At 68.9% G+C, this 19,780-nt stretch carries 15 protein-coding genes; 5 read left to right on the forward strand and 10 right to left on the reverse strand.

Annotated features, from left to right (window positions below; translation table 11 throughout):
* Nucleotides 1-26 precede the first annotated feature (26 nt).
* From Q5696_RS13785 to Q5696_RS13800, 4 genes are all read left to right on the forward strand, one after another.
* Nucleotides 27-2,141: a RecQ family ATP-dependent DNA helicase gene (locus Q5696_RS13785; RefSeq protein WP_305091896.1), complete on the forward strand. Its 2,115-nt coding sequence runs from the start codon at nt 27-29 to the stop codon at nt 2,139-2,141.
* A 147-nt stretch (nt 2,142-2,288) separates the two neighbouring features.
* Complete coding sequence (ectA, locus tag Q5696_RS13790) at nt 2,289-2,816, forward strand: diaminobutyrate acetyltransferase (RefSeq protein ID WP_305091897.1); 528 nt, start codon at nt 2,289-2,291, stop codon at nt 2,814-2,816.
* Nucleotides 2,817-2,830: 14 nt separating this feature from the next.
* On the forward strand, nt 2,831-4,090 hold the full coding sequence (gene ectB / locus Q5696_RS13795; protein WP_305091898.1) for a diaminobutyrate--2-oxoglutarate transaminase: 1,260 nt from the start codon (nt 2,831-2,833) through the stop codon (nt 4,088-4,090).
* 43 nt (nt 4,091-4,133) lie between these two features.
* A complete protein-coding gene (locus Q5696_RS13800) occupies nt 4,134-4,550 on the forward strand; it encodes an ectoine synthase (protein WP_305091899.1) in 417 nt (138 codons plus the stop codon).
* A 66-nt stretch (nt 4,551-4,616) separates the two neighbouring features.
* Here Q5696_RS13800 and Q5696_RS13805 read toward each other — a convergent pair whose 3' ends face one another.
* Complete coding sequence (locus Q5696_RS13805) at nt 4,617-6,500, reverse strand: YhgE/Pip domain-containing protein (RefSeq protein ID WP_305091900.1); 1,884 nt, start codon at nt 6,498-6,500, stop codon at nt 4,617-4,619.
* Nucleotides 6,501-6,657: 157 nt separating this feature from the next.
* Here Q5696_RS13805 and Q5696_RS13810 point away from each other — a divergent pair, with 157 nt between their 5' ends.
* A complete protein-coding gene (locus tag Q5696_RS13810; RefSeq protein WP_370654933.1) occupies nt 6,658-7,512 on the forward strand; it encodes an NAD-dependent protein deacetylase in 855 nt (284 codons plus the stop codon).
* On the opposite strand, the gene proB is transcribed toward Q5696_RS13810, so the two are convergent.
* The 9 genes from proB to Q5696_RS13855 all read right to left on the reverse strand — a co-directional run bounded on the left by proB (nt 7,440) and on the right by Q5696_RS13855 (nt 19,729).
* A complete protein-coding gene (gene proB / locus Q5696_RS13815) occupies nt 7,440-8,540 on the reverse strand; it encodes a glutamate 5-kinase (protein ID WP_305091902.1) in 1,101 nt (366 codons plus the stop codon). The two genes, Q5696_RS13810 and proB, sit on opposite strands and share 73 nt — an antisense overlap.
* Nucleotides 8,537-9,997: a GTPase ObgE gene (obgE, locus tag Q5696_RS13820; protein WP_305091903.1), complete on the reverse strand. Its 1,461-nt coding sequence runs from the start codon at nt 9,995-9,997 to the stop codon at nt 8,537-8,539. The genes proB and obgE overlap by 4 nt, the downstream gene beginning before the upstream one ends.
* A 149-nt stretch (nt 9,998-10,146) precedes the next feature.
* Nucleotides 10,147-10,410, reverse strand: a complete 264-nt coding sequence (rpmA, locus tag Q5696_RS13825) for a 50S ribosomal protein L27 (RefSeq protein WP_305091904.1) — start codon at nt 10,408-10,410, stop codon at nt 10,147-10,149.
* A 63-nt stretch (nt 10,411-10,473) separates the two neighbouring features.
* Nucleotides 10,474-10,785, reverse strand: a complete 312-nt coding sequence (gene rplU / locus Q5696_RS13830; RefSeq protein WP_305091905.1) for a 50S ribosomal protein L21 — start codon at nt 10,783-10,785, stop codon at nt 10,474-10,476.
* Between the two features lie 268 nt (nt 10,786-11,053).
* Complete coding sequence (locus tag Q5696_RS13835) at nt 11,054-14,335, reverse strand: translation initiation factor IF-2 N-terminal domain-containing protein (RefSeq protein WP_305091906.1); 3,282 nt, start codon at nt 14,333-14,335, stop codon at nt 11,054-11,056.
* A gap of 452 nt (nt 14,336-14,787) precedes the next feature.
* Nucleotides 14,788-15,207 carry a nucleoside-diphosphate kinase gene (gene ndk, locus Q5696_RS13840; RefSeq protein WP_305091907.1) on the reverse strand — a complete coding sequence of 140 codons (420 nt, stop codon included), beginning with the start codon at nt 15,205-15,207 and terminating at the stop codon, nt 14,788-14,790.
* 18 nt (nt 15,208-15,225) lie between these two features.
* Nucleotides 15,226-15,645 (reverse strand): DUF4233 domain-containing protein, encoded by a 420-nt coding sequence (locus Q5696_RS13845; protein ID WP_370654795.1) that lies wholly within the window; start codon nt 15,643-15,645, stop codon nt 15,226-15,228.
* Nucleotides 15,642-17,072: a bifunctional tetrahydrofolate synthase/dihydrofolate synthase gene (gene folC, locus Q5696_RS13850; protein WP_305091908.1), complete on the reverse strand. Its 1,431-nt coding sequence runs from the start codon at nt 17,070-17,072 to the stop codon at nt 15,642-15,644. Before folC ends, Q5696_RS13845 begins: the two co-directional genes overlap by 4 nt.
* The gene (locus Q5696_RS13855; RefSeq protein ID WP_305091909.1) at nt 17,069-19,729 is read right to left on the reverse strand and encodes a valine--tRNA ligase; all 2,661 of its coding nucleotides are present in this window, start codon (nt 19,727-19,729) and stop codon (nt 17,069-17,071) included. Before Q5696_RS13855 ends, folC begins: the two co-directional genes overlap by 4 nt.
* Between the last annotated feature and the right edge of the window lie 51 nt (nt 19,730-19,780).

Here is a 19,780-nt window from a genome sequence, read left to right on the forward strand (position 1 = left end):
TCGGACGTCTCCGGCACGATGGGGGCATGACGACCGCACCGACTGCCGCCGACCCGACCGCCGCCGATCTGCGCGACGAAGCCGAACGGCTGCTGCGTGAGCTGGCCGGCCCGGACGCGCGGCTGCGGGAGGATCAGTGGACGGCGATCGAGGCGCTCGTCGTGGGCCGGCGCCGGGCGCTGGTGGTGCAACGCACCGGCTGGGGCAAGTCGGCCGTCTATTTCATCGCCGCGAAGCTGCTGCGCGCCCACGGGCACGGCCCGACGGTCATCGTGTCGCCGCTGCTGGCGCTGATGCGCAACCAGGTGGCGTCGGCCGAGCGGGCCGGGGTGCGGGCCGCGACGATCAACTCCGGCAACGTCACCGAATGGGACGAGATCCATCAGCGGGTCGCGGACCGCGAACTCGACGTGCTGCTGGTGAGCCCCGAGCGGCTCAACAACCCGGACTTCCGGGACCAGGTACTGCCGTCGCTGGCCGCCGACGCCGGGCTCGTCGTGGTCGACGAGGCACACTGCGTCTCCGACTGGGGGCACGACTTCCGTCCCGACTACCGCCGCATCCGCACGCTCGTCGAGGATCTGGGCGACGGCATCCCGGTCCTCGCGACCACCGCGACCGCCAACGACCGCGTCGTCGGCGACGTCGCCACCCAGTTGGGGGTCGGCGGCGCGGAGACGCTGGTGCTGCGCGGCACCCTGGAGCGGGATTCGCTGAGCCTGTCGGTGGTGCGCATCCCGGAGGCGACACAACGGGCGGCGTGGCTCGCCGAGCACCTCGACGACCTGCCCGGATCGGGCATCGTCTACACGCTCACCGTGTCCGCGGCCCGCGACCTGGCGAGCCTGCTCGCCGACCGCGGACACCGGGTGGCCGCTTACACCGGGCAGACGGACGCCGCCGAACGTGAAGTGCTCGAACAGGATCTGCTGAACAACCGGGTCAAGGCGCTGATCGCGACGTCGGCGCTCGGGATGGGTTTCGACAAACCCGATCTGGGGTTCGTCGTGCACCTGGGCGCGCCGTCGTCGCCGATCTCGTACTACCAGCAGGTGGGCCGTGCGGGACGCTCCACCGACAGTGCCGAGGTGGTGCTGCTGCCCGGTCACGAGGACCGGCAGATCTGGAGCTATTTCGCGTCGGTGTCGTTCCCGCGGGAACATGTCGTCCGCCAGGTGCTCGACGTCCTCGACACCGAACGAGTGCAGTCGACGATGGCGCTCGAGCCGCTCGTGGAGCTGAACCGCACGCGCCTGGAACTGGTGCTCAAGGTCCTCGACGTCGACGGCGCGGTACGCCGCGTCAAGGGTGGCTGGGTGTCGACCGGGCAGCCGTGGACGTACGACGCCGACCGGTACGGTCGGCTCGACGCCGCCCGGCAGGCCGAGCAGCAGGCGATGCTGGACTACGAGACCACCGATGAATGCCGGATGACGTTCCTGCGCCGTCAGCTCGACGATCCCGGGCTCACCGCGGACAGCCGCTGCGGCCGCTGCGACAACTGCGCCGGGCCGAAGTACACCGCGGAGGTGGCCGCGGACACGGTCGCGGACACGCGGCGCCGGCTCGAACGCCCCGGTATCGATCTGCCGCCGCGCAAGCAGTGGCCGAGCGGCATGGCGAAGCTCGGGGTCGGCCTGTCCGGCAAGATTTCCGACGGTCCGGAACCGGGCCGGGTGCTGGGCCGGTTGTCCGATCTGGGGTGGGGGCAGCGGCTGCGGGCACTGCTCGACGGGCCCGATGCGCCGGTGCCGGACGCGGTCGTCGATGCCTGTGTCCAGGTGTTGGCGGCGTGGGACTGGGCGGAGCGCCCGGATGCGGTGATGTGCCTCGAATCGCCCCGGCATCCGGTGTTGATGCGGTCGCTGACCGCGCGGCTCGCGCAGGTCGGCCGGCTCACCGACCTCGGTGTCCTGTCGGAGCGTCCCGGTCGGCCGCCGGTGTCGGCCGCCAATTCCGCGTATCGGGTTGCGGGTCTGGTCGATGCGTGGGAGGTGCCGGATCTGGCCGATCGGACGCGTCCGGTGCTGTTGCTCGACGCCGTCACCGATTCGGGGTGGACACTGACGATGGCGGCTCGAACCCTCTGCCGGGCAGGTGTCCCCTCTGTCCTCCCTTTCGCTCTCGCCACCCCCAAGTGATACATCATGTGACGAGCATCACATTCACCGTCTCACCTGCACTGCAACAGGGTCTACTCTGCCCGATTTTCGCGGTTCCATGACATTGAGACCGGGGGTTGTTACGTTCGATTGGCAAGCACGTCAACAATACTGACGCCAACGCCTATGACCCCAACTGAACTGAGAGTTACCCCGACCACCGCGCCGGACGCGGTGAAGTTCCGTCAGCCCCAGATCTCCGACGGAGTCCGGCTCTGGGAGATCGCCAAGGATTCACAGGTTCTCGACCTCAATTCGAGCTACGCATACCTGCTCTGGTGCAGGGACTTTCGCGACACATCGATCGTCGCCACCGTCGACGACACCGTCGTCGGATTCGTCACCGGCTACGTGCGCCCCGAGGTGCCGGCCACCCTCATGGTGTGGCAGGTAGCGGTCGACGAGAACCACCGAGGCCACGGCCTGGCCGGACGTATGCTGTCCAGCCTCCTCGATCACGTTGCACTGCAAGGTGTCTGGAAGCTAGAGACCACGATCAGCCCGGGCAATGACGCCTCCGTCGCACTCTTCACATCCGTCGCACATCGACGTGGATGCACGATCACGAAGCAAGAACTGTTCTCCCCGAACGATTTTCCCGATGGGCACGAGGCCGAGGATCTGTACACGATCTCGCCGCAGAACGCCTCCTGAGGAAGGAGCACCCCATGACTACAGCCACGACCAGCATCTTCGAGGATCTCGAATCCGAGGTTCGCAGCTACTGTCGGAATTGGCCGACCGTCTTCGAGTCGGCGTCCGGCGCGTGGATCCGGGACGAATCCGGACGTGAGTACCTCGACTTCTTCGCCGGCGCCGGTGCGCTCAACTACGGGCACAACAACCCGGTGATGAAGGAGGCTCTGCTCGAGTACCTCTCCGGTGACGGCATCACGCACGGACTGGACATGTCTACCGTCGCGAAACGCCGATTCCTGCAGACATTCGAGCGAAACATCCTGCAGCCCCGGGGATTCGACTACAAAGTCCAGTTCCCCGGGCCCACCGGCACGAACGCCGTCGAGTCGGCACTGAAACTGGCCCGCAAGGTCACCGGTCGCGAGTCGATCATCAACTTCACCAACGCTTTCCACGGTATGACGTTGGGCGCACTGTCGGTGACCGGTAACTCGATGAAACGGGCCGGGGCCGGTATCCCCCTCGTGCACGCGACGCCGATGCCGTTCGACAACTACTTCGGCGGCGTCACCGACGACTTCCAGTGGTTCGAGCGTGTCCTCGACGACTCCGGCAGTGGCCTCAACCGGCCGGCCGCGGTGATCGTCGAGACCGTGCAGGGCGAGGGCGGCGTCAACGTCGCCCGCCCGGAATGGCTGCGCGCCCTGGCCGATCTGTGCACGCGCCGCGACATCCTGCTCATCGTCGACGACGTGCAGATGGGCTGCGGTCGTACCGGCCCCTTCTTCTCGTTCGAGATCGCCGGCATCACTCCCGACATCGTGACGCTGTCGAAGTCGATCGGCGGCTACGGCATGCCGATGGCCTTGACGCTGTTCAAACGGGAACTCGACCTGTGGGCTCCGGGTGAGCACAACGGCACGTTCCGTGGCAACAATCCGGCGTTCGTGACCGCGACGGCGGCGCTGGACCACTACTGGTCCGACGACGCCCTGCACCGTTCGACGCTCGCGAAGGGTGAGCGGATCAACCAGATCTTCGCCAACCTCACGGACAGCTTCGAGGGTGTGAGCACCCGGGGCCGCGGCATGGTCCGGGGCCTGGTGTTCGACGATCCGAGCAAGGCCGTCAAGGTGTGCGGTCTCGCGTTCGACGAGGGTCTGCTCACCGAGACGTCCGGGCCGTCGGACGAGGTGGTGAAACTGCTTCCGCCGCTGACGATCACGGATACCGAACTGGATCACGGGCTGAGCATCCTCGCCGAGGCGACCGCGAAGGTCTGCGCCTGACCGTCGCCGGCTTCCCCATTCTTTTTCGACCACAGGAGTTTTCATGATCGTTCGCACCACCGACGAGATCACCGACACCGACCGCGACATCACCAGCGAGGACGGGAACTGGCGCAGCAAGCGGATCGTGCTCGCGGGTGACAGTGTCGGATTCTCGTTCCACGAGACCACGATTCGCGCCGGATCGGTCAACGAGTTCCACTACGCCAACCATGTCGAGGCCGTGTGGCTGGTGGAGGGTGACGGTATCCTCACCGACCTCGACAACGGTGAGGTGCACCAGTTGCGTGCGGGAACGATGTACCTGTTGGACGGTCACGAGCGGCACCGGGTGGAGCCGGTCACCGAGATGCGGATGCTGTGTGTGTTCAATCCGCCGGTCACCGGTCGCGAGGTGCACGACGAGAACGGCGTGTACCCGCTGATCACGCTCGACGACGACGAGCGCGCCGCCTCCTAGTCCGAACCGGTACGAACACGGGCGGGGCCCGGTCGATTCGTCGACCGGGCCCCGCCCGCTGTGCGATCAGCCGATCCGCTCCATCACGATGGTCGGACCGTCCATCGGGGAAATCTCCTCGGCCGCCGGTTCCTGCCGGCGCCGCCACCAGATGGTGCAGGCCACCGCGACGACGACGAGCGCCGCGAGCGCCGCGACCGCGGTCCAGAAGCGCGGTCCGTAGTACCCGACCAGCACCATCCGCAGCGAGTTACGCGCCCACGTCAACGGCATCAACGCGTGCAGCCACTGCACCGGCGCGGGCATCTGCTCGATCGGATAGACCGCACCGAACGCGAAGATCTGGATCATCAACGCGCCCAACGCGACAAAGGTGCCGTTCACGGCCCCGAAGACGACGGTGAAGAGCCGCCCCGACGCCACTGCGGCCGCACCGACCAGGATCATGACGGCGGTCATGGCGAGCACGCTCGGCGGATTCGCGTCCGCGACGACGAGCGAGACCGTCGACGCCACGAGGGCCGCGACGAACGTGACCGTCGCGGGAATCCGGTACCGGCGCAATCCTTCCCGGATCACGCTCTCGTGTACGCGCTGCGGGCGTCCCCGCCGCGGGCGGACGACGAACCAGGTCAGGATGCCGCACAGGAACAACAGCACCGACATCACGGCCGGCACCGCGCCCGGCCCGAACCCGGCGGCCGGGTACGCGTACGTCTCCTGGACGGCCACCGGTGCCGCCAGCAGCCCCGCCGTGGTGGCGCGCTGCTCGTCGGTGAACTGCGGCACCTGCGCGGCCCCGTCCGTCAGACCGGTCGCGAGTTCGTTGCTGCCACTGTCGAGTTGGGTCATACCGGTCGACAGCTGCCCCAGCCCCTCTTCCAACTGGAGGCCACCGGTGTTCAGTTGCCCGAGACCCGACGACAGCTCGTTCGCGCCGGTACCGAGCTGGTGGGCGCCCGACGACAGCTCGCCCAGCCCGGTGTTCAGTTCGGCCGCGCCGGCCGCCGCGGCGAGCAGGCCACCACGGTAGTCCGCGGCCGGGTCGGTGAGCTGACGCGCGAGTTCGCGGGCCCCGTCCCGCAGCTCGGCCAGCTGGGATCCGATGTCGCCCTGCTCTCCGAGAAGGTCGAGCACCGGACCGGTGACCATGTCGACGACCTCGCTGATCTGCTTCGCACCGGCACCCAGCTCGTCGGTGCCACCCACCAGCTGGTTCAGGCCGGTACTCAGTTCACCCGACCCGGCCGCGGCCTGATCGGCGCCCGCTGCGAGCTCACCGGCACCGGCCGCGAGTTCCCGCCCACCCTGGTTCGCCTCGCCGAGCCCCGCCGACAGTTCCTTGCTGCCCGCGTAGAGTTCGTCGGTGCCGGCCAGGGCCTCCTTCGTACCCGCCGAGAGCTGCCGGGCACCGGCCGCGGCCTCACCGAAACCCTTACCGAGGTCACCGAGACCGATGAGCACCTGGTCCACCGATTGCTCGCCGATCGACTCCGACACCGCCGAGCGCACCTGCGCGACGACGCTCTCCCCGACCGGTGTCGCCACGAGGCTGTTGTAGTCGTTGTAGACCACGTCGAGCTGTGCCTTGCGTCCGGTCCCACCGGCGGCGCTCGCGACGTCCGCGCTGAACGTCTCCGGGATCACGACGGAGAAGTAGTACCTGCCGTCGTCGACACCGTCCCGGGCCTGCTGGGCCGTCACGACCTTCCAGTCGACGTCACCGCTGTCGACGAGCGCGGCCACCACGTCGTCGCCCGCGACGATCCGGGTCCCGTCGACGTCGGCGCCCGTGTCCGCGTTGACGATCGCGACCGGCAACCGGTTCACGGTGTCACCCGGATTCCACAACGCCCACATGTAGAAGCCGGCGATCGCGAGTGGCGCGATGACGAGCAGCGCCAGGATCGTACGGACGATGTGGGCACGACGCGCATCGGTCGGGGGCACGGTTGGGAACACCAGGCACGCTCTCTTGTCGGGGCGGGAGCACGGACGAAACTCTGGACGGATGTCCAATTTGCTCACGATAGAGATCCGCGGTCACGCCCGTGACCGTTTTCGGGCAGATCGACGTCCGCCTACCCTGGACATCGTGATCGACCAGATGCTCGACCTGCTCGACGGACGCCGCGTCTGCGTCCTGACCGGTGCGGGAGTCTCCACCGACTCCGGGATCCCCGACTACCGCGGCCCCGATTCCCCACCCCGTAATCCGATGACCTACCAGCAGTTCGTGGGCGATGCCGCGTTCCGCCGCCACTACTGGGCCCGCAACCACCTCGGCTGGCGGTTCATGGACGCCGCCCGCCCCAATCTCGGGCACCGGGCCCTGGCCCGGCTCGAGCGGGCCGGCGTCGTACACGGTGTGATCACCCAGAACGTGGACCTGCTGCACACCAAGGCCGGCAGCCGCCGCGTCGTCGACCTGCACGGCAGTTACGCCCAGGTCCGCTGTCTGGTCTGCGACCACCGGATCTCCCGCTGGACACTCGCCGATCGGCTCGACGCCGCCAACCCCGGTTTCGCCGACACGGTCGCCGCGGCCACCGGGGTGGAGATCGCGCCGGATGCGGACGCGGTCGTCGAATCCACCGACCATTTCCGGGTCGTCGACTGCGACCGCTGCGGCGGCACGCTCAAACCCGACATCGTCTACTTCGGCGAATCGGTCCCGAAACCTCGTGTCGCGGAAGCGTTCTCGATGGTCGACGCCGCCGACGCCCTCCTGGTCGCGGGCTCGTCACTGACGGTGATGTCGGGACTGCGGTTCGTTCGCCGCGCCGCCCGCGCCGGCACACCCGTCGTCATCGTCAACCGGGGCGCCACCCGCGGCGACGAGTTCGCCTCGATCAAGCTCGAACTGGGCTGTTCCGAAGTCCTGGACGCCTACAGTGCCACCAAATCGTCCGCGTGCACGACGGGACGATGCATGTCGGCGGGCAACTCCGTCGTGGAGTGACCGAGCATGTCCTCGATCTCGGCCGAGTCGTAGGCGACGACACCGCGGGCGACGGGCATCTCGTCGGGGCCGACGAGTGAGACGACGTCGCCGCCGTGGAACCGTCCGGACACCGCGGTGACCCCGGCCGGCAGCAGGGACCGCCGTCGCTCGACGACGGCCCGCACGGCACCGTCGTCGAGGTGGATCGCGCCCTGGGTGTCGGCGGCGTGCCGCACCCAGAACTTGCGGGCGGACATCCGGTGCGGTCGGGCCGCGAACACCGTGCCCGACTCGGCGGTGGTCAGGGCTGTCGCCGCATCGGATGCAGCGGTGAGCAGCACCGGCACCCCCGAGTCGGCGGCGAGGCGGGCCGCGGACAGCTTGGACGCCATCCCGCCCGTTCCGAGCGCACCGCCGGAGCCGGCGACCACCCCGTCGAGATCCTCGGGGCTGTTGACCTCCGGGATCAGGGTGGCCGCGCCCTTGCGCGGGTCACCGTCGTACAGTCCGTCGACGTCCGACAACAGCACCAGCGCATCCGCGCCCACGAGGTGCGCGACGAGCGCGGCGAGCCGATCGTTGTCACCGAACCGCAGTTCCGTCGTGGCGACGGTGTCGTTCTCGTTGACGATCGCGACCGCGTGCAGTGCCCGCAGCCGGTCCAGGGTGCGCTGCGCGTTGCGGTGCTGGGTGCGCCGGGCGATGTCGTCGGCGGTGAGCAGCACCTGCCCGACGGTGCGCCCGTATCGCGCGAACGACGTCCCCCACGCGTGCGCCAACGCCAACTGCCCCACACTCGCCGCCGCCTGCTTCGTCGCGAGATCCCGTGGGCGACGGGTCAACCCGAGTGGTGCGAGTCCCGCACCGACCGCACCCGACGACACGACGACGACGTCGGAACCGGCCCGCATCCGCGCCTCGAGCGCATCCGCGAGCACGTTCAACCGTCCGACGTCGAGTCCCCCGACGAGGCTCGTGAGTGCCGACGATCCGATCTTGACGACGATGCTGCGCGCCGACGCGACGGCGGCTCTGGTGTCGCTCACTTGTTCTCGGGGTCCTCGCTGTCGAGTCCGCGCCGCACCCGCCGGGCGTGCTTGCGTTCGGAGGCACCGATCCGGTCCACCTGGTCGAGGCGGGCGTCGGTGCCGCGGCCGGTGCGGACGATGTCGACGCCCGCCGCGGTCTGCGGTTCCCACTCGAATCCGACGTCACCGATCGTGACGAACGCACCGGGTTCGGCGCCCTGCTTGACGAGTTCGTTCTCGACACCGAGCCGGGCGAGCCGGTCCGCGAGATAGCCGACGGCCTCGTCGTTGTCGAACGCGGTCTGCCGTACCCAGCGCTCCGGCTGTACACCGCGGACGATGAAACCACCCGGGTTGTCCGGGTCGGCGATGACGTCGAATCCGGTCTCCTTGGCTGCGATCGGACGGATCACCTGTCGCTTCGGGGCGGCCGGCGGATGGGCCTCACGGTAGTCGGCAACCATCTTCGCGAGCGCGAACGTCAAGGGTCGCAGACCGTCCCGGCTCACCGCCGAGATCGTGAACACGGGCCAGCCGCGCGCCTCGAAGTCGGGGGTGACCATCTCGGCCAGTTCCGCGGCCTCGGGCACGTCGGCCTTGTTGAGGATCACGATGCGCGGCCGGTCCGCGAGCTCACCCAGGCTCGCATCGCCCTCGAGCGCCGGCTGGTAGGCGGCCAGTTCCGCCTCGAGCGCGTCGACGTCGGAGATCGGGTCGCGTCTGGGCTCGAGCGTCGCGCAGTCGACGACGTGCGCGAGCACCGCACACCGTTCGAGGTGCCGCAGGAAGTCGAGGCCGAGACCACGGCCCTTGCTGGCGCCGGGAATCAGCCCCGGCACGTCGGCGACGGTGAACGTGGTGTCGCCGCTCGACACCACACCGAGGTTGGGCTGCAGGGTCGTGAACGGGTAGTCCCCGATCTTCGGCTTGGCGGCCGACAGCACCGACACCAGCGACGACTTGCCCGCGGACGGGAAGCCGACGAGACCGACATCGGCGACGGACTTGAGTTCGAGAACGACGTCGAGTTCCTCGCCGTCCTCGCCGAGCAACGCGAAACCGGGCGCCTTGCGGGCCCTCGATGCCAGCGACGCGTTCCCGAGGCCGCCCCGGCCGCCGCGGGCCGCGACGAACTGGGTGCCGATACCGACGAGGTCGGCGAGAACATTGCCCTGCTTGTCGAGGACGACGGTGCCGTCGGGCACCTTGAGGGTCAGGTCGGAGCCGTTGGCACCCTCCCGGTTGCCACCCATCCCCTGCGTTCCGTTCGTGGCCTTCGCCCGCGGATGGAAGTGGAAGTCGAGGAGCGTGTGCACGTTCCGGTCGACCTCGAGGACGACGTCCCCGCCCCGGCCACCGTTGCCGCCGTCCGGACCACCGAGTGGCTTGAACTTCTCGCGGTGGACGGAGGCGCAACCATTGCCGCCCTTACCGGCGCTGACGTGCAACACCACGCGGTCAATGAATCGGGACATGAGTGCCGAACCCTTCCTCAGCAGGATGAAACAACAGTAGGGGCGGGCAAGGGTTCTGAAGACCCTGGCCCGCCCCTACTGGGAGATCGGAACGGAATCGTGTTCGTCAGCGCGAGGCGCTGTGAACGCGAACCGTAGTCGGCAGCAGACTAGGCCTGTGCCGCGACCGGAACGATGTTCACGGTCTTGCGCCCGCGCTTGGTGCCGAACTCGACGGCGCCGGCAGCGAGAGCGAACAGGGTGTCGTCACCGCCACGGCCGACGTTGACGCCGGGGTGGAAGTGGGTGCCGCGCTGACGCACCAGGATCTCGCCGGCGTTGACGGCCTGGCCGCCGAAACGCTTGACGCCGAGTCGCTGTGCGTTCGAATCGCGACCGTTACGGGAGCTGGATGCACCCTTCTTATGTGCCATGACTAACCCTCCAGGTTCAGGAATCCACGAGTTCGCGGTGCACGGGGCGGGGCCCCGATGCGGTTACTTGATGCCGGTGACCTTGACGACCGTCAGCTTCTGACGGTGGCCCTGACGCTTGTGGTAGCCGGTCTTGTTCTTGAACTTGTGGATCCGGATCTTCGGGCCCTTGGTGTGCTCGACAACCTCGGCGGACACGGAGACCTTCGCCAGCTTGTCGGCGTCGGTGGTCAGCTCGGAACCATCGACCACGAGGACCGGAGCAAGCGAGACAGCAGCGCCGGGCTCACCCTCGATCTTCTCGACCTTGACGAGGTCACCAACAGCGACCTTGTACTGCTTTCCGCCGGTCTTGACGATCGCGTACGTTGCCATCGGACGGCTACCCCTTGCTACTTCGAACGTGCTCGCGCCGCTGCCGTGAGGCTTTCAGTGCTGCGCGACTGGTCTGGTGTGGCTACTACCCCATGCCCGCCCGTGGTAGGCCCTCGATCGGGCGCAGCAGAGCGGTATCGCCGGGTAGCGACCGGTCAAGATTACGGGACGCGGACCACCATGGTCAAACCGAGGTGACCGCCGATCCCGCTGCGACGGTTCGCCGCCTCCGTGGGAGCACGAGGACGACGAACCGTCGCGATGCCTGTCAGGCCTCGGTGTCCACCGGAGGCCCTGCCGGGCGGGCCGCGGCGCGACGACGCCGGGGGCGCCGCGACACGGCGGGTTCACCGTCACCCGCCGCCGTTTCCGGCCCGGTGGCCGGCGCCGGGGCCGCCTCCGCGGCCGGTGCGGACTCCGTCACGGGAGCCGCCTCCGGTTCCGGGGACGGGGTGGGGATCACGAACACGGTTCCCGCATCCGACTTCTCCCCGGACTCCGCCGTCGGCGCCGCTGCCGCCCGGGACACCCGGCGGCTGCGCCGCCGGGCCCGCGGTGCCGGCGCGGCGTCGGCCGCTGGTGCCGAGACGACCTCGGGTTCGCGTTCCGGTTCGAGAGCGGGCTCCGGCTCGCGCTCGGATTCGGCGACGATCGGCGCCACCACCTGCGCAGCGATCGGCTCGGTCGACACCGGCTCCGCCGTGTCGGCCTGCTCGGCGTGTTCGGCGTGTTCGGGGTCGTGGTGCGAGGCCATCGCGAGCGCCACCGGGTGCGCACGCTTGACCGTGGCGTCCACGGCGGCTTCCTCCACCGTCGGATGCGGGTGCGACTCGGTCACCTCGGCGGGTGCCGCCGCGGCAGCACGATCCTTGCCGCGCTTGCGGCGGCCACCGGACTCCTTCGACTGCCCACGGCCGTCGTCGCCCGACTTCACCTCGATCGGCTCGCTCTGCACGATGATGCCGCGACCGTGGCAGTGCTCACACGTGGTGGAGAACGCCTCGACCAGCCCGGTACCGAGCTTCTTGCGTGTCATCTGGACCAGGCCCAGCGACGTCACCTCGGACACCTGATGCCGGGTGCGGTCCCGGCCGAGCGACTCGGTGAGACGCCGCAGCACCAGATCCCGGTTCGATTCGAGCACCATGTCGATGAAGTCGACGACGATCATGCCGCCGATGTCCCGCAGACGCATCTGCCGGACGATCTCCTCGGCCGCCTCGAGGTTGTTCCGGGTGACGGTCTCCTCGAGGTTGCCGCCGGCACCGGTGAACTTGCCGGTGTTGACGTCGATGACGGTCATCGCCTCGGTGCGGTCGATCACCAGCGTGCCGCCGGACGGCAGCCACACCTTGCGGTCGAGTGCCTTCGCGAGCTGCTCGTCGATGCGGTGCGTCTCGAACACGTCCGGGGTACCCGGCGCGGAATCGTGCCGTTCGACACGCGGCAGCAGGTCCGGGGCGACCGCCCCGATGTAGCCCTCGACGGTGTTCCACGCCTTCTCGCCCTCGATGACGAGCTTCGAGAAGTCCTCGTTGAACAGATCCCGGACGACCTTGACCAGAAGATCCGGTTCCTCGTACAGCGACTGCGGGGTGCCGGACTTGGCGGCCTGCGCCTTGTCCGCCTGCTCCTGGATGGTCGCCCACTGGGCCTGCAGCCGGGTGACGTCCCGCGACAGTTCCTCCTCGCTGACGCCCTCCGACGCAGTCCGGATGATCACACCGGCGTCGGCCGGGACGATCTCCTTGAGGATCTCCTTGAGCCGCTTGCGCTCGGTGTCGGGCAGCTTGCGGCTGATGCCGGTGGACGTGCCGCCGGGCACGTACACCAGGAATCGGCCCGCGAGGCTGATCTGCGTGGTCAGGCGGGCACCCTTGTGCCCGACCGGATCCTTGCTGACCTGCACGACGACCTGGTCGCCGGGCTTGAGGGCCTGCTCGATCTTGCGTTCCCGGCCGCCGAGACCGGCCGCCTCCCAGTTGACCTCACCCGCGTACAGGACGCCGTTGCGTCCACGGCCGATGTCGATGAACGCGGCCTCCATGCTGGGCAGCACGTTCTGCACCCGTCCCAGGTACACGTTGCCGACCATCGACGAGGACGACGACCCGGTCACGAAGTGTTCGACGAGCACGCCGTCCTCGAGCACCGCGACCTGTGTCGACGCTGCCGGGTTGCTGCCGCCGGTTTTCTCCCGGACCACCATCACACGGTCCACCGACTCGCGGCGGGCCAGGAACTCCGACTCGCTCAGGATCGGCGGGCGACGGCGTCCCGCGTCGCGTCCGTCACGACGGCGCTGACGCTTGGCCTCGAGCCGCGTCGAGCCGCTGATGCCCTGCACCTCGTCCTTGACGCGGGCCTTGTTCCGCGGTTCGCGTTCGTGGACGACGGTGGTGACGCCGTCGTCCTCGGCGGTGTCGGCGGACTCCGCGCTGCCCTTGCGACGACGGCGACGACGGCGACGGCGACTGGTGCCCTCGCCCGACTCCTCCGTATCGCCGGACTCGGCGTCGGCTCCCTCGGTCGACTCGGCGTCGGTTCCCTCGGCGGATTCTTCCGACTCGGTCGTCTCCGTGCCCTCGGTGGACTCGGTGGCTCGAGTGTCCTCGATGGTCTCGTCCGTGCCGGGCACGTCGGACTCGTCGGTCTCGGTACCGTCGGCGCCCTGTTCCCCGCGGCCCCGGCCCCGGCCCCGGCGGCCCCGGCGACGGCGACGCTGATGATCGCCCCCCTCGGACTCCGCAGTCTCCGTCTCGGCAGTCTCCGAGGACTCACCGGACTCGGTGGTCCCGGTGGAGTCCGTCGCCTCGGTCGCCTCGGCGCGGTCTGCAGCCTCGGCGGCCGGGGTCTCGACACCGGCCTCGGTCTGCTGTTCCTCGGTCTGCTGTTCCTCGGTCACCGCAGGCGCCGCTGCCCGGCGGCTGCGGCGACGTCGCGGCGTGGATTCGGCGGCCGGAGCCTCCGGGGTTTCCGGCTGCAGGAACAGCGGCGCCTGCACGGCAGGGGCGGCCGGCTGGATCTGCGGCTTGTGGCTCACGAGCTCGGCATCGGTGAACAGGCCGCCGGTCTCGGTCGCCTGTCCGGGTTCAGCGGCAGCCTCCGGCTCCGGCTGAGGCTCGGGCACGGACTCCGTGACAGCCTCCTCCGCCCGGGGAGCCTCCGCCTTGGGCGCGGCTTTCTTGCGGGTGCGCTTACGCGGCGCCGGCTTCTCGACCGGCTCGGCAGCCGCTTCTGGTTCCGGCTGAGCTTCCGGTTCCGGCTGAGCGGCGGGTTCCCGCTGCGCCTCGGGAGGTTGCTCCGAGGCCGGCGCGGACATGATCGCGTGAATGCGTTCGGCGAACTCACGCTGCAGGCTGGACTGCGCGCTGCGCAGCTCGGTGCCCAGCGCGGCAGCCTCGGCGAGGACCTGCTTACTGGTCACACCGAGCATCTTCGCCAGCGCATGGACACGAATCTTCTCGGGCAGCACCGGGGTGGTTCCGGTATCGGCCGACGCTTCCGCGGTCGGGTTCTGCACGTTCTCGGGCGGCGCTTGGTCGGCCACGTATTCTCCTCGAGCCCCCGGGCGCGTCCATCCGTCTGTCGATCGGGTGTGACGCGGCCGCGCGGGGGCGATGGTTGTGTACTCGCACCGGGGGTACGAGATTGTATGGTCTCGCTCCACGTGCTTCGCGGTGTCCGTTACTCACTGCGAAATCGCGCGGCGCCTGGCTGGATGGCGGCGATCCACGGCGCGGACGCCTGACCGTTCACGAGGCGAGCGCCTGATCATCCAGCGTGCCGGCCGGAGCAGGGGTTGCCTGCCGGTGGACCGCGATGACGGGCTTCGCACCGTGGTGTCATCCGATCGGATCCGCGTGAAACGCAATTGCAGTCCGACCATCTCGAGTATCCCACATGAATGCCTCGTGTTCTCTCAGCGGCGCACCGTCGACGAACAAACGAAAGGACGCCCCCGGGCCCGCTGGGCCCGGGGGCGTCCCGTACAACGTGGAATCAGGACTGGGCGAGCTGCGGAAACCAGAGGGCGATCTCGCGTTCGGCGGACTCGGTGGAATCCGATCCGTGGACGAGGTTCTGTCCACCGTCGAGCGCCAGGTCGGCGCGGATGGTGCCGGGAACGGCCTTCTCGACCGGGTCGGTGCCGCCGGCGATCTGGCGGAACGCGGCGATCGCCCGTGGCCCCTCGAGCACGGCGGCCACGAGCGGACCGGACGTGATGAACTCGAGCAGGCCCGGGTAGAACGGCTTGCCTTCGTGTTCGGCGTAGTGCGTGGCGGCCACGTCGTTCGGCGCGGTCCGCATCTCCATCGCCGCGATGGACAGGCCCTTGCGTTCGATACGGGAGAGGATCTCTCCGACGTAGCCGCGGGCCACGCCGTCGGGCTTGATCAGTACCAGGGTGCGCTCAGTCACGAAAAACAGCCTAGACGGTCAGTCTCGTTGTCCGGGCAGCAGACCCCGCTCGATCCGCTGCGTGATGTCCTTGCGCAGGTACACGATGTACAGCCACACGGCACCGAACAGCAGACCGATCACGCCGAGCGCGACGTCGATGAAGAATCCGAGGATCGTCAGCACCTGCAGGGCGAGATTGAACTTCATCGCCCACGGACGGCCCTGCATCCCGGCACCGAGGATCATCAGCAACGCCAGCACGCAGATGTAGGTGCCGGAGAACCAGGTCAGGCCGGTCGAGTTGATGACCGCGACGACCGGCAGCGCCAGCAGCACGACGATCGCCTCGAGGACGAGGGTTCCGGCCATGACGCCGCGGAAACCCTTCCACGGGTCGGTGGCCGGCGGGCGGAAGCCCTGCTCGGGATTCTCGGGGGTATCGGGCGTCTCGCTCACGCGGGGTCCTTTCCGAACAGGGAGCGGGCCACGCCCGCGGTCACGACCGAACCGGTCACCACGACGCCCGCACCGGACACCGCCTCGCCGGGTTCGGCGACCTCCTCTGCCAGGCCGATCGCGGTCTCGATCGCGTCGGCCAGGGTCGGCGCGACGACGACACGTTCGTCCCCGAACCGGGCGACCGCACGGTTCGCGAGATCCTCCACGTCCATGGCCCGAGGGGATCCGTTGTGGGTGACGACGAGTTCGTCGAAGATCGGTTCGAGGGCGTCGAGGATGCCGTCGACGTCCTTGTCGCCCATGACGGAGACGACGCCGACGAGCTTGCGGAAGTCGAATTCCGCGGACAGAGCCGCGGCGAGGGCACGGGCGCCGTGCGGATTGTGGGCGGCGTCCAGGAACACCGTCGGCGCGCTGCGGACCCGCTCGAGCCGACCCGGGTTGACGACCGACGCGAAACCGGCACGGATCGCGTCGGCGTCGAGCTGCCGGTCGGCGCCGGCCCCGAAGAACGCCTCCACCGCCGCCAGCGCGAGCGACGCGTTGCGCGCCTGGTGCTCGCCGTGCAGCGGCAGGAAGATGTCGTCGTACACACCGCCGAGGCCCTGCAGCTCGAGCTGCTGGCCGCCGATCGCGATCTGTCGGCGCAGAACCCGGAACTCGGATCCCTCGCGGGCGACGGCGGCGTCGACCTCGACGGCACGACGCAGCAGCACGTCCATCGCCTCGGGATCCTGTTCGGCGATGATCGCGACGGTGTCGACGCCGGGCATGCCCTCGACCCCGCTGTCGCGGCCCTTCGCGATGATCCCGGCCTTCTCCCCCGCGATCGACGCGAGATCCGAGCCCAGGTAGTCGACGTGGTCCAGGCCGATCGGGGTGATCACCGCGACCTGCGCGTCGATCACGTTGGTCGCGTCCCACGTGCCGCCGAGACCGGTCTCGACGACGGCGACGTCGACCGGAGCCTCCGCGAACGCGGCGTACGCCATCGCGGTGGTCACCTCGAACTTGCTCATCGCCGGGCCGCCCGCGGCCTGCGACTGCGCATCGATCATCCGGATGTACGGCTCGATCTCGCGATAGGTGTCGATGTACGTGCGGACGTCGATCGGCTTGCCGTCGATGCTGATCCGCTCGGTCGCCAGCTGCAGGTGCGGGCTCGTGGTGCGGCCCGTACGCCGGTGCAGTGCGGTGAGGAGCGCGTCGATCATCCGGGTCACCGACGTCTTGCCGTTGGTGCCTGCGACGTGGATCGCCGGGTAGTTGCGCTGCGGCGACCCGAGCAGATCCATCAGCGCGGAGATCCGGGTCAGCGACGGCTCGATCTTCGTCTCGGGCCAGCGCTGATCCAGCTCGGCCTCGACGAGGGCGAGTTCGGCCAGGTCGACCGGGCCGGGGTCGCCCGGACGTTCGGTGCTCACGCTCCGCCCAGCTCCTTCAGACGTGCACTCATCCGGGTGATCTCCTCCTGCGCCACCTGCCGGCGGGCGCGGATCTTGTCGACGACCGCGTCGGGGGCCTTCGCGAGGAACGCCTCGTTGCCGAGCTTCGCGGTGGTGCCGGCCAGTTCCTTCTCCGCGGCCGCGAGGTCCTTCTCGAGACGCTTCTTCTCCGCGCCCAGGTCGACGGCCCCGGACGTGTCCAGCTCGACGGTGACGGTGGCCTTGCTCAGCCGCACCTCGACGGACGCGGTCGCCGCGAACGTCTCGGTCGGCTCGGTGAGCTTCGCGAGCGACGACACCGACGCCAGCTGCGACTCGATGTCGGCCTCGGCGGCACCGGACAGGCGCGCGGCCACCTTCTGCGACGGCTTGAGACCCTGGTCGCTGCGGAAGCGGCGCACCTCGGTGACCAGGCGCTGCATGTCCTCGACGCGCTGCGCGGCAACGGGATCCACCGCGACACCGGTCGCGACCGGCCAGTCCGCGACGACGACGGACTCGCCGCCGGTGAGCACCTTCCACAGCGTCTCGGTGACGAACGGGATCACCGGGTGCAGCATCCGCAGCAAGGTGTCGAGAACGTTGCCCAGCACGGCCCGGGTGGACGCTGCCGCCGTCTCGTTCGAGGCGAGCTGCGGCTTGGCGAGCTCGAGATACCAGTCGCACACCTCGTCCCACGCGAAGTGGTACAGCGCCTCACAGGCCTTGGAGAACTCGAACTTGTCGAGGGCTTCGTCGACCTCGCCGCGGACCTGCTCGAGCCGGTCGAGGATCCAGCGGTCGGCGTCGGTCAGGGCCTCGCGGGCCGGCAACTCGGCGACGACGGCACCGTTCATGAGCGCGAACTTGGTGGCGTTGAACAGCTTGTTCGCGAAGTTGCGCGAGGACTGCGCGTGATCCTCACCGACCGCCAGGTCGCTGCCCGGATTGGCGCCGCGAGCCAGGGTGAAGCGCAGCGCGTCGGCGCCGAAACGGTCCACCCAGTCGAGCGGGTCGATGCCGTTGCCGCGGGACTTCGACATCTTCTTGCCGTACTGGTCGCGGACCAGACCGTGCAGGAACAGATCCTTGAACGGCACCTTGGCCCCGCTCACGGCGTCGTCTCCGGCCACGTACGTGCCGAACATCATCATCCGGGCCACCCAGAAGAACAGGATGTCGTAGCCGGTGACGAGAACGCTGGTGGGATAGAACTTCTCGATCTCGGGGGTCTTCTCGGGCCAGCCCATCGTGGAGAACGGCCACAGACCCGACGAGAACCACGTGTCGAGGACGTCGGGGTCCTGCTCCCAGCCCTCGGGCGCGGTCTCGTCCGGACCGAAGCACTGCACCTCACCGTTCGGGCCGTACCAGATCGGGATGCGGTGACCCCACCACAGCTGACGCGAGATGCACCAGTCGTGCATGTTGTCGACCCACGCGAACCAGCGCGGCTCCTGGCTGGCCGGGTGGATCACGGTGTCGCCGTCACGGACCGCGTCACCGGCGGCCTTCGCGAGAGCGTCGACCTTGACCCACCACTGCATCGACAGCCGCGGCTCGATGGTCTCGCCGGAGCGCTCCGAGTGGCCGACGCTGTGCACGTACGGACGCTTCTCGGCGACGACGCGGCCCTGCTCGGCGAGCGCCTCGCGCACCTTGACACGGGCCTCGAAGCGGTCCATGCCGTCGAACTGCGTTCCGGTGTCGGCGATCTTGCCGGTCTTGTCCATGATGGTGGGCATCGGCAGGTTGTGCCGCAGGCCCATCTCGAAGTCGTTGGGGTCGTGCGCGGGCGTGATCTTCACGGCGCCGGTACCGAACTCGGGGTCGACGTAGTCGTCCGCGATGATCGGGATCCGACGGCCCGTGAACGGGTGCTCGAGTGTGGTGCCGATCAGGTCCTTGTAGCGCTCGTCCTCGGGGTGGACGGCGACCGCGGTGTCACCGAGCATCGTCTCGACACGGGTGGTCGCGACGATCACGTGCGGCTCGTCGTCGTCGAGGGAGCCGTAGCGCAGCGAGACGAGCTCGCCCTCCACCTCCTCGAACTTGACCTCGATGTCGGAGATCGCGGTCTGCAGCACCGGCGACCAGTTCACCAGGCGCTCGGCGCGGTAGATGAGGCCGTCGTCGTAGAGGCGCTTGAAGATCGTCTGGACGGCCCGCGAGAGGCCCTCGTCCATCGTGAAGCGGTCACGGCTCCAGTCGACGCCGTCGCCGATGCGCCGCATCTGGCCCTGGATGGTGCCGCCGGACTCGCGCTTCCAGTCCCACACCTTCTCGATGAAGGCCTCGCGGCCGAAGTCTTCCTTCTTCTTGCCGTCGGCGGCGAGCTGCTTCTCGACGATGGTCTGGGTCGCGATGCCGGCGTGGTCCATGCCAGGCAGCCACAACACCTCGAAGCCCTGCATCCGCTTGCGCCGCGACAGTGCGTCCATCAGCGTGTGGTCGAGGGCATGCCCCATGTGCAGCGAGCCGGTCACGTTCGGCGGCGGCAGCACGATCGAGTAGCCGGGCTTGTCGCTCGTCGCGTCGGCGGTGAAGTAACCGGCGTCCACCCAGCCCTGATACAAGTCGGCCTCTACCGCGCTGGGATCCCAGCTCTTCGGGAGGGCGTCTGCGGGGTTCTGGGGAGTCTCTGGCGCACTGGTCACCCCCCAATCGTAATCAGTGACGGCGAATCGCCCGGACCCGGCTCGAAGACG

The sequence above is a fragment of the Prescottella sp. R16 genome (assembly GCF_030656875.1).
GTDB lineage: Bacteria > Actinomycetota > Actinomycetes > Mycobacteriales > Mycobacteriaceae > Prescottella.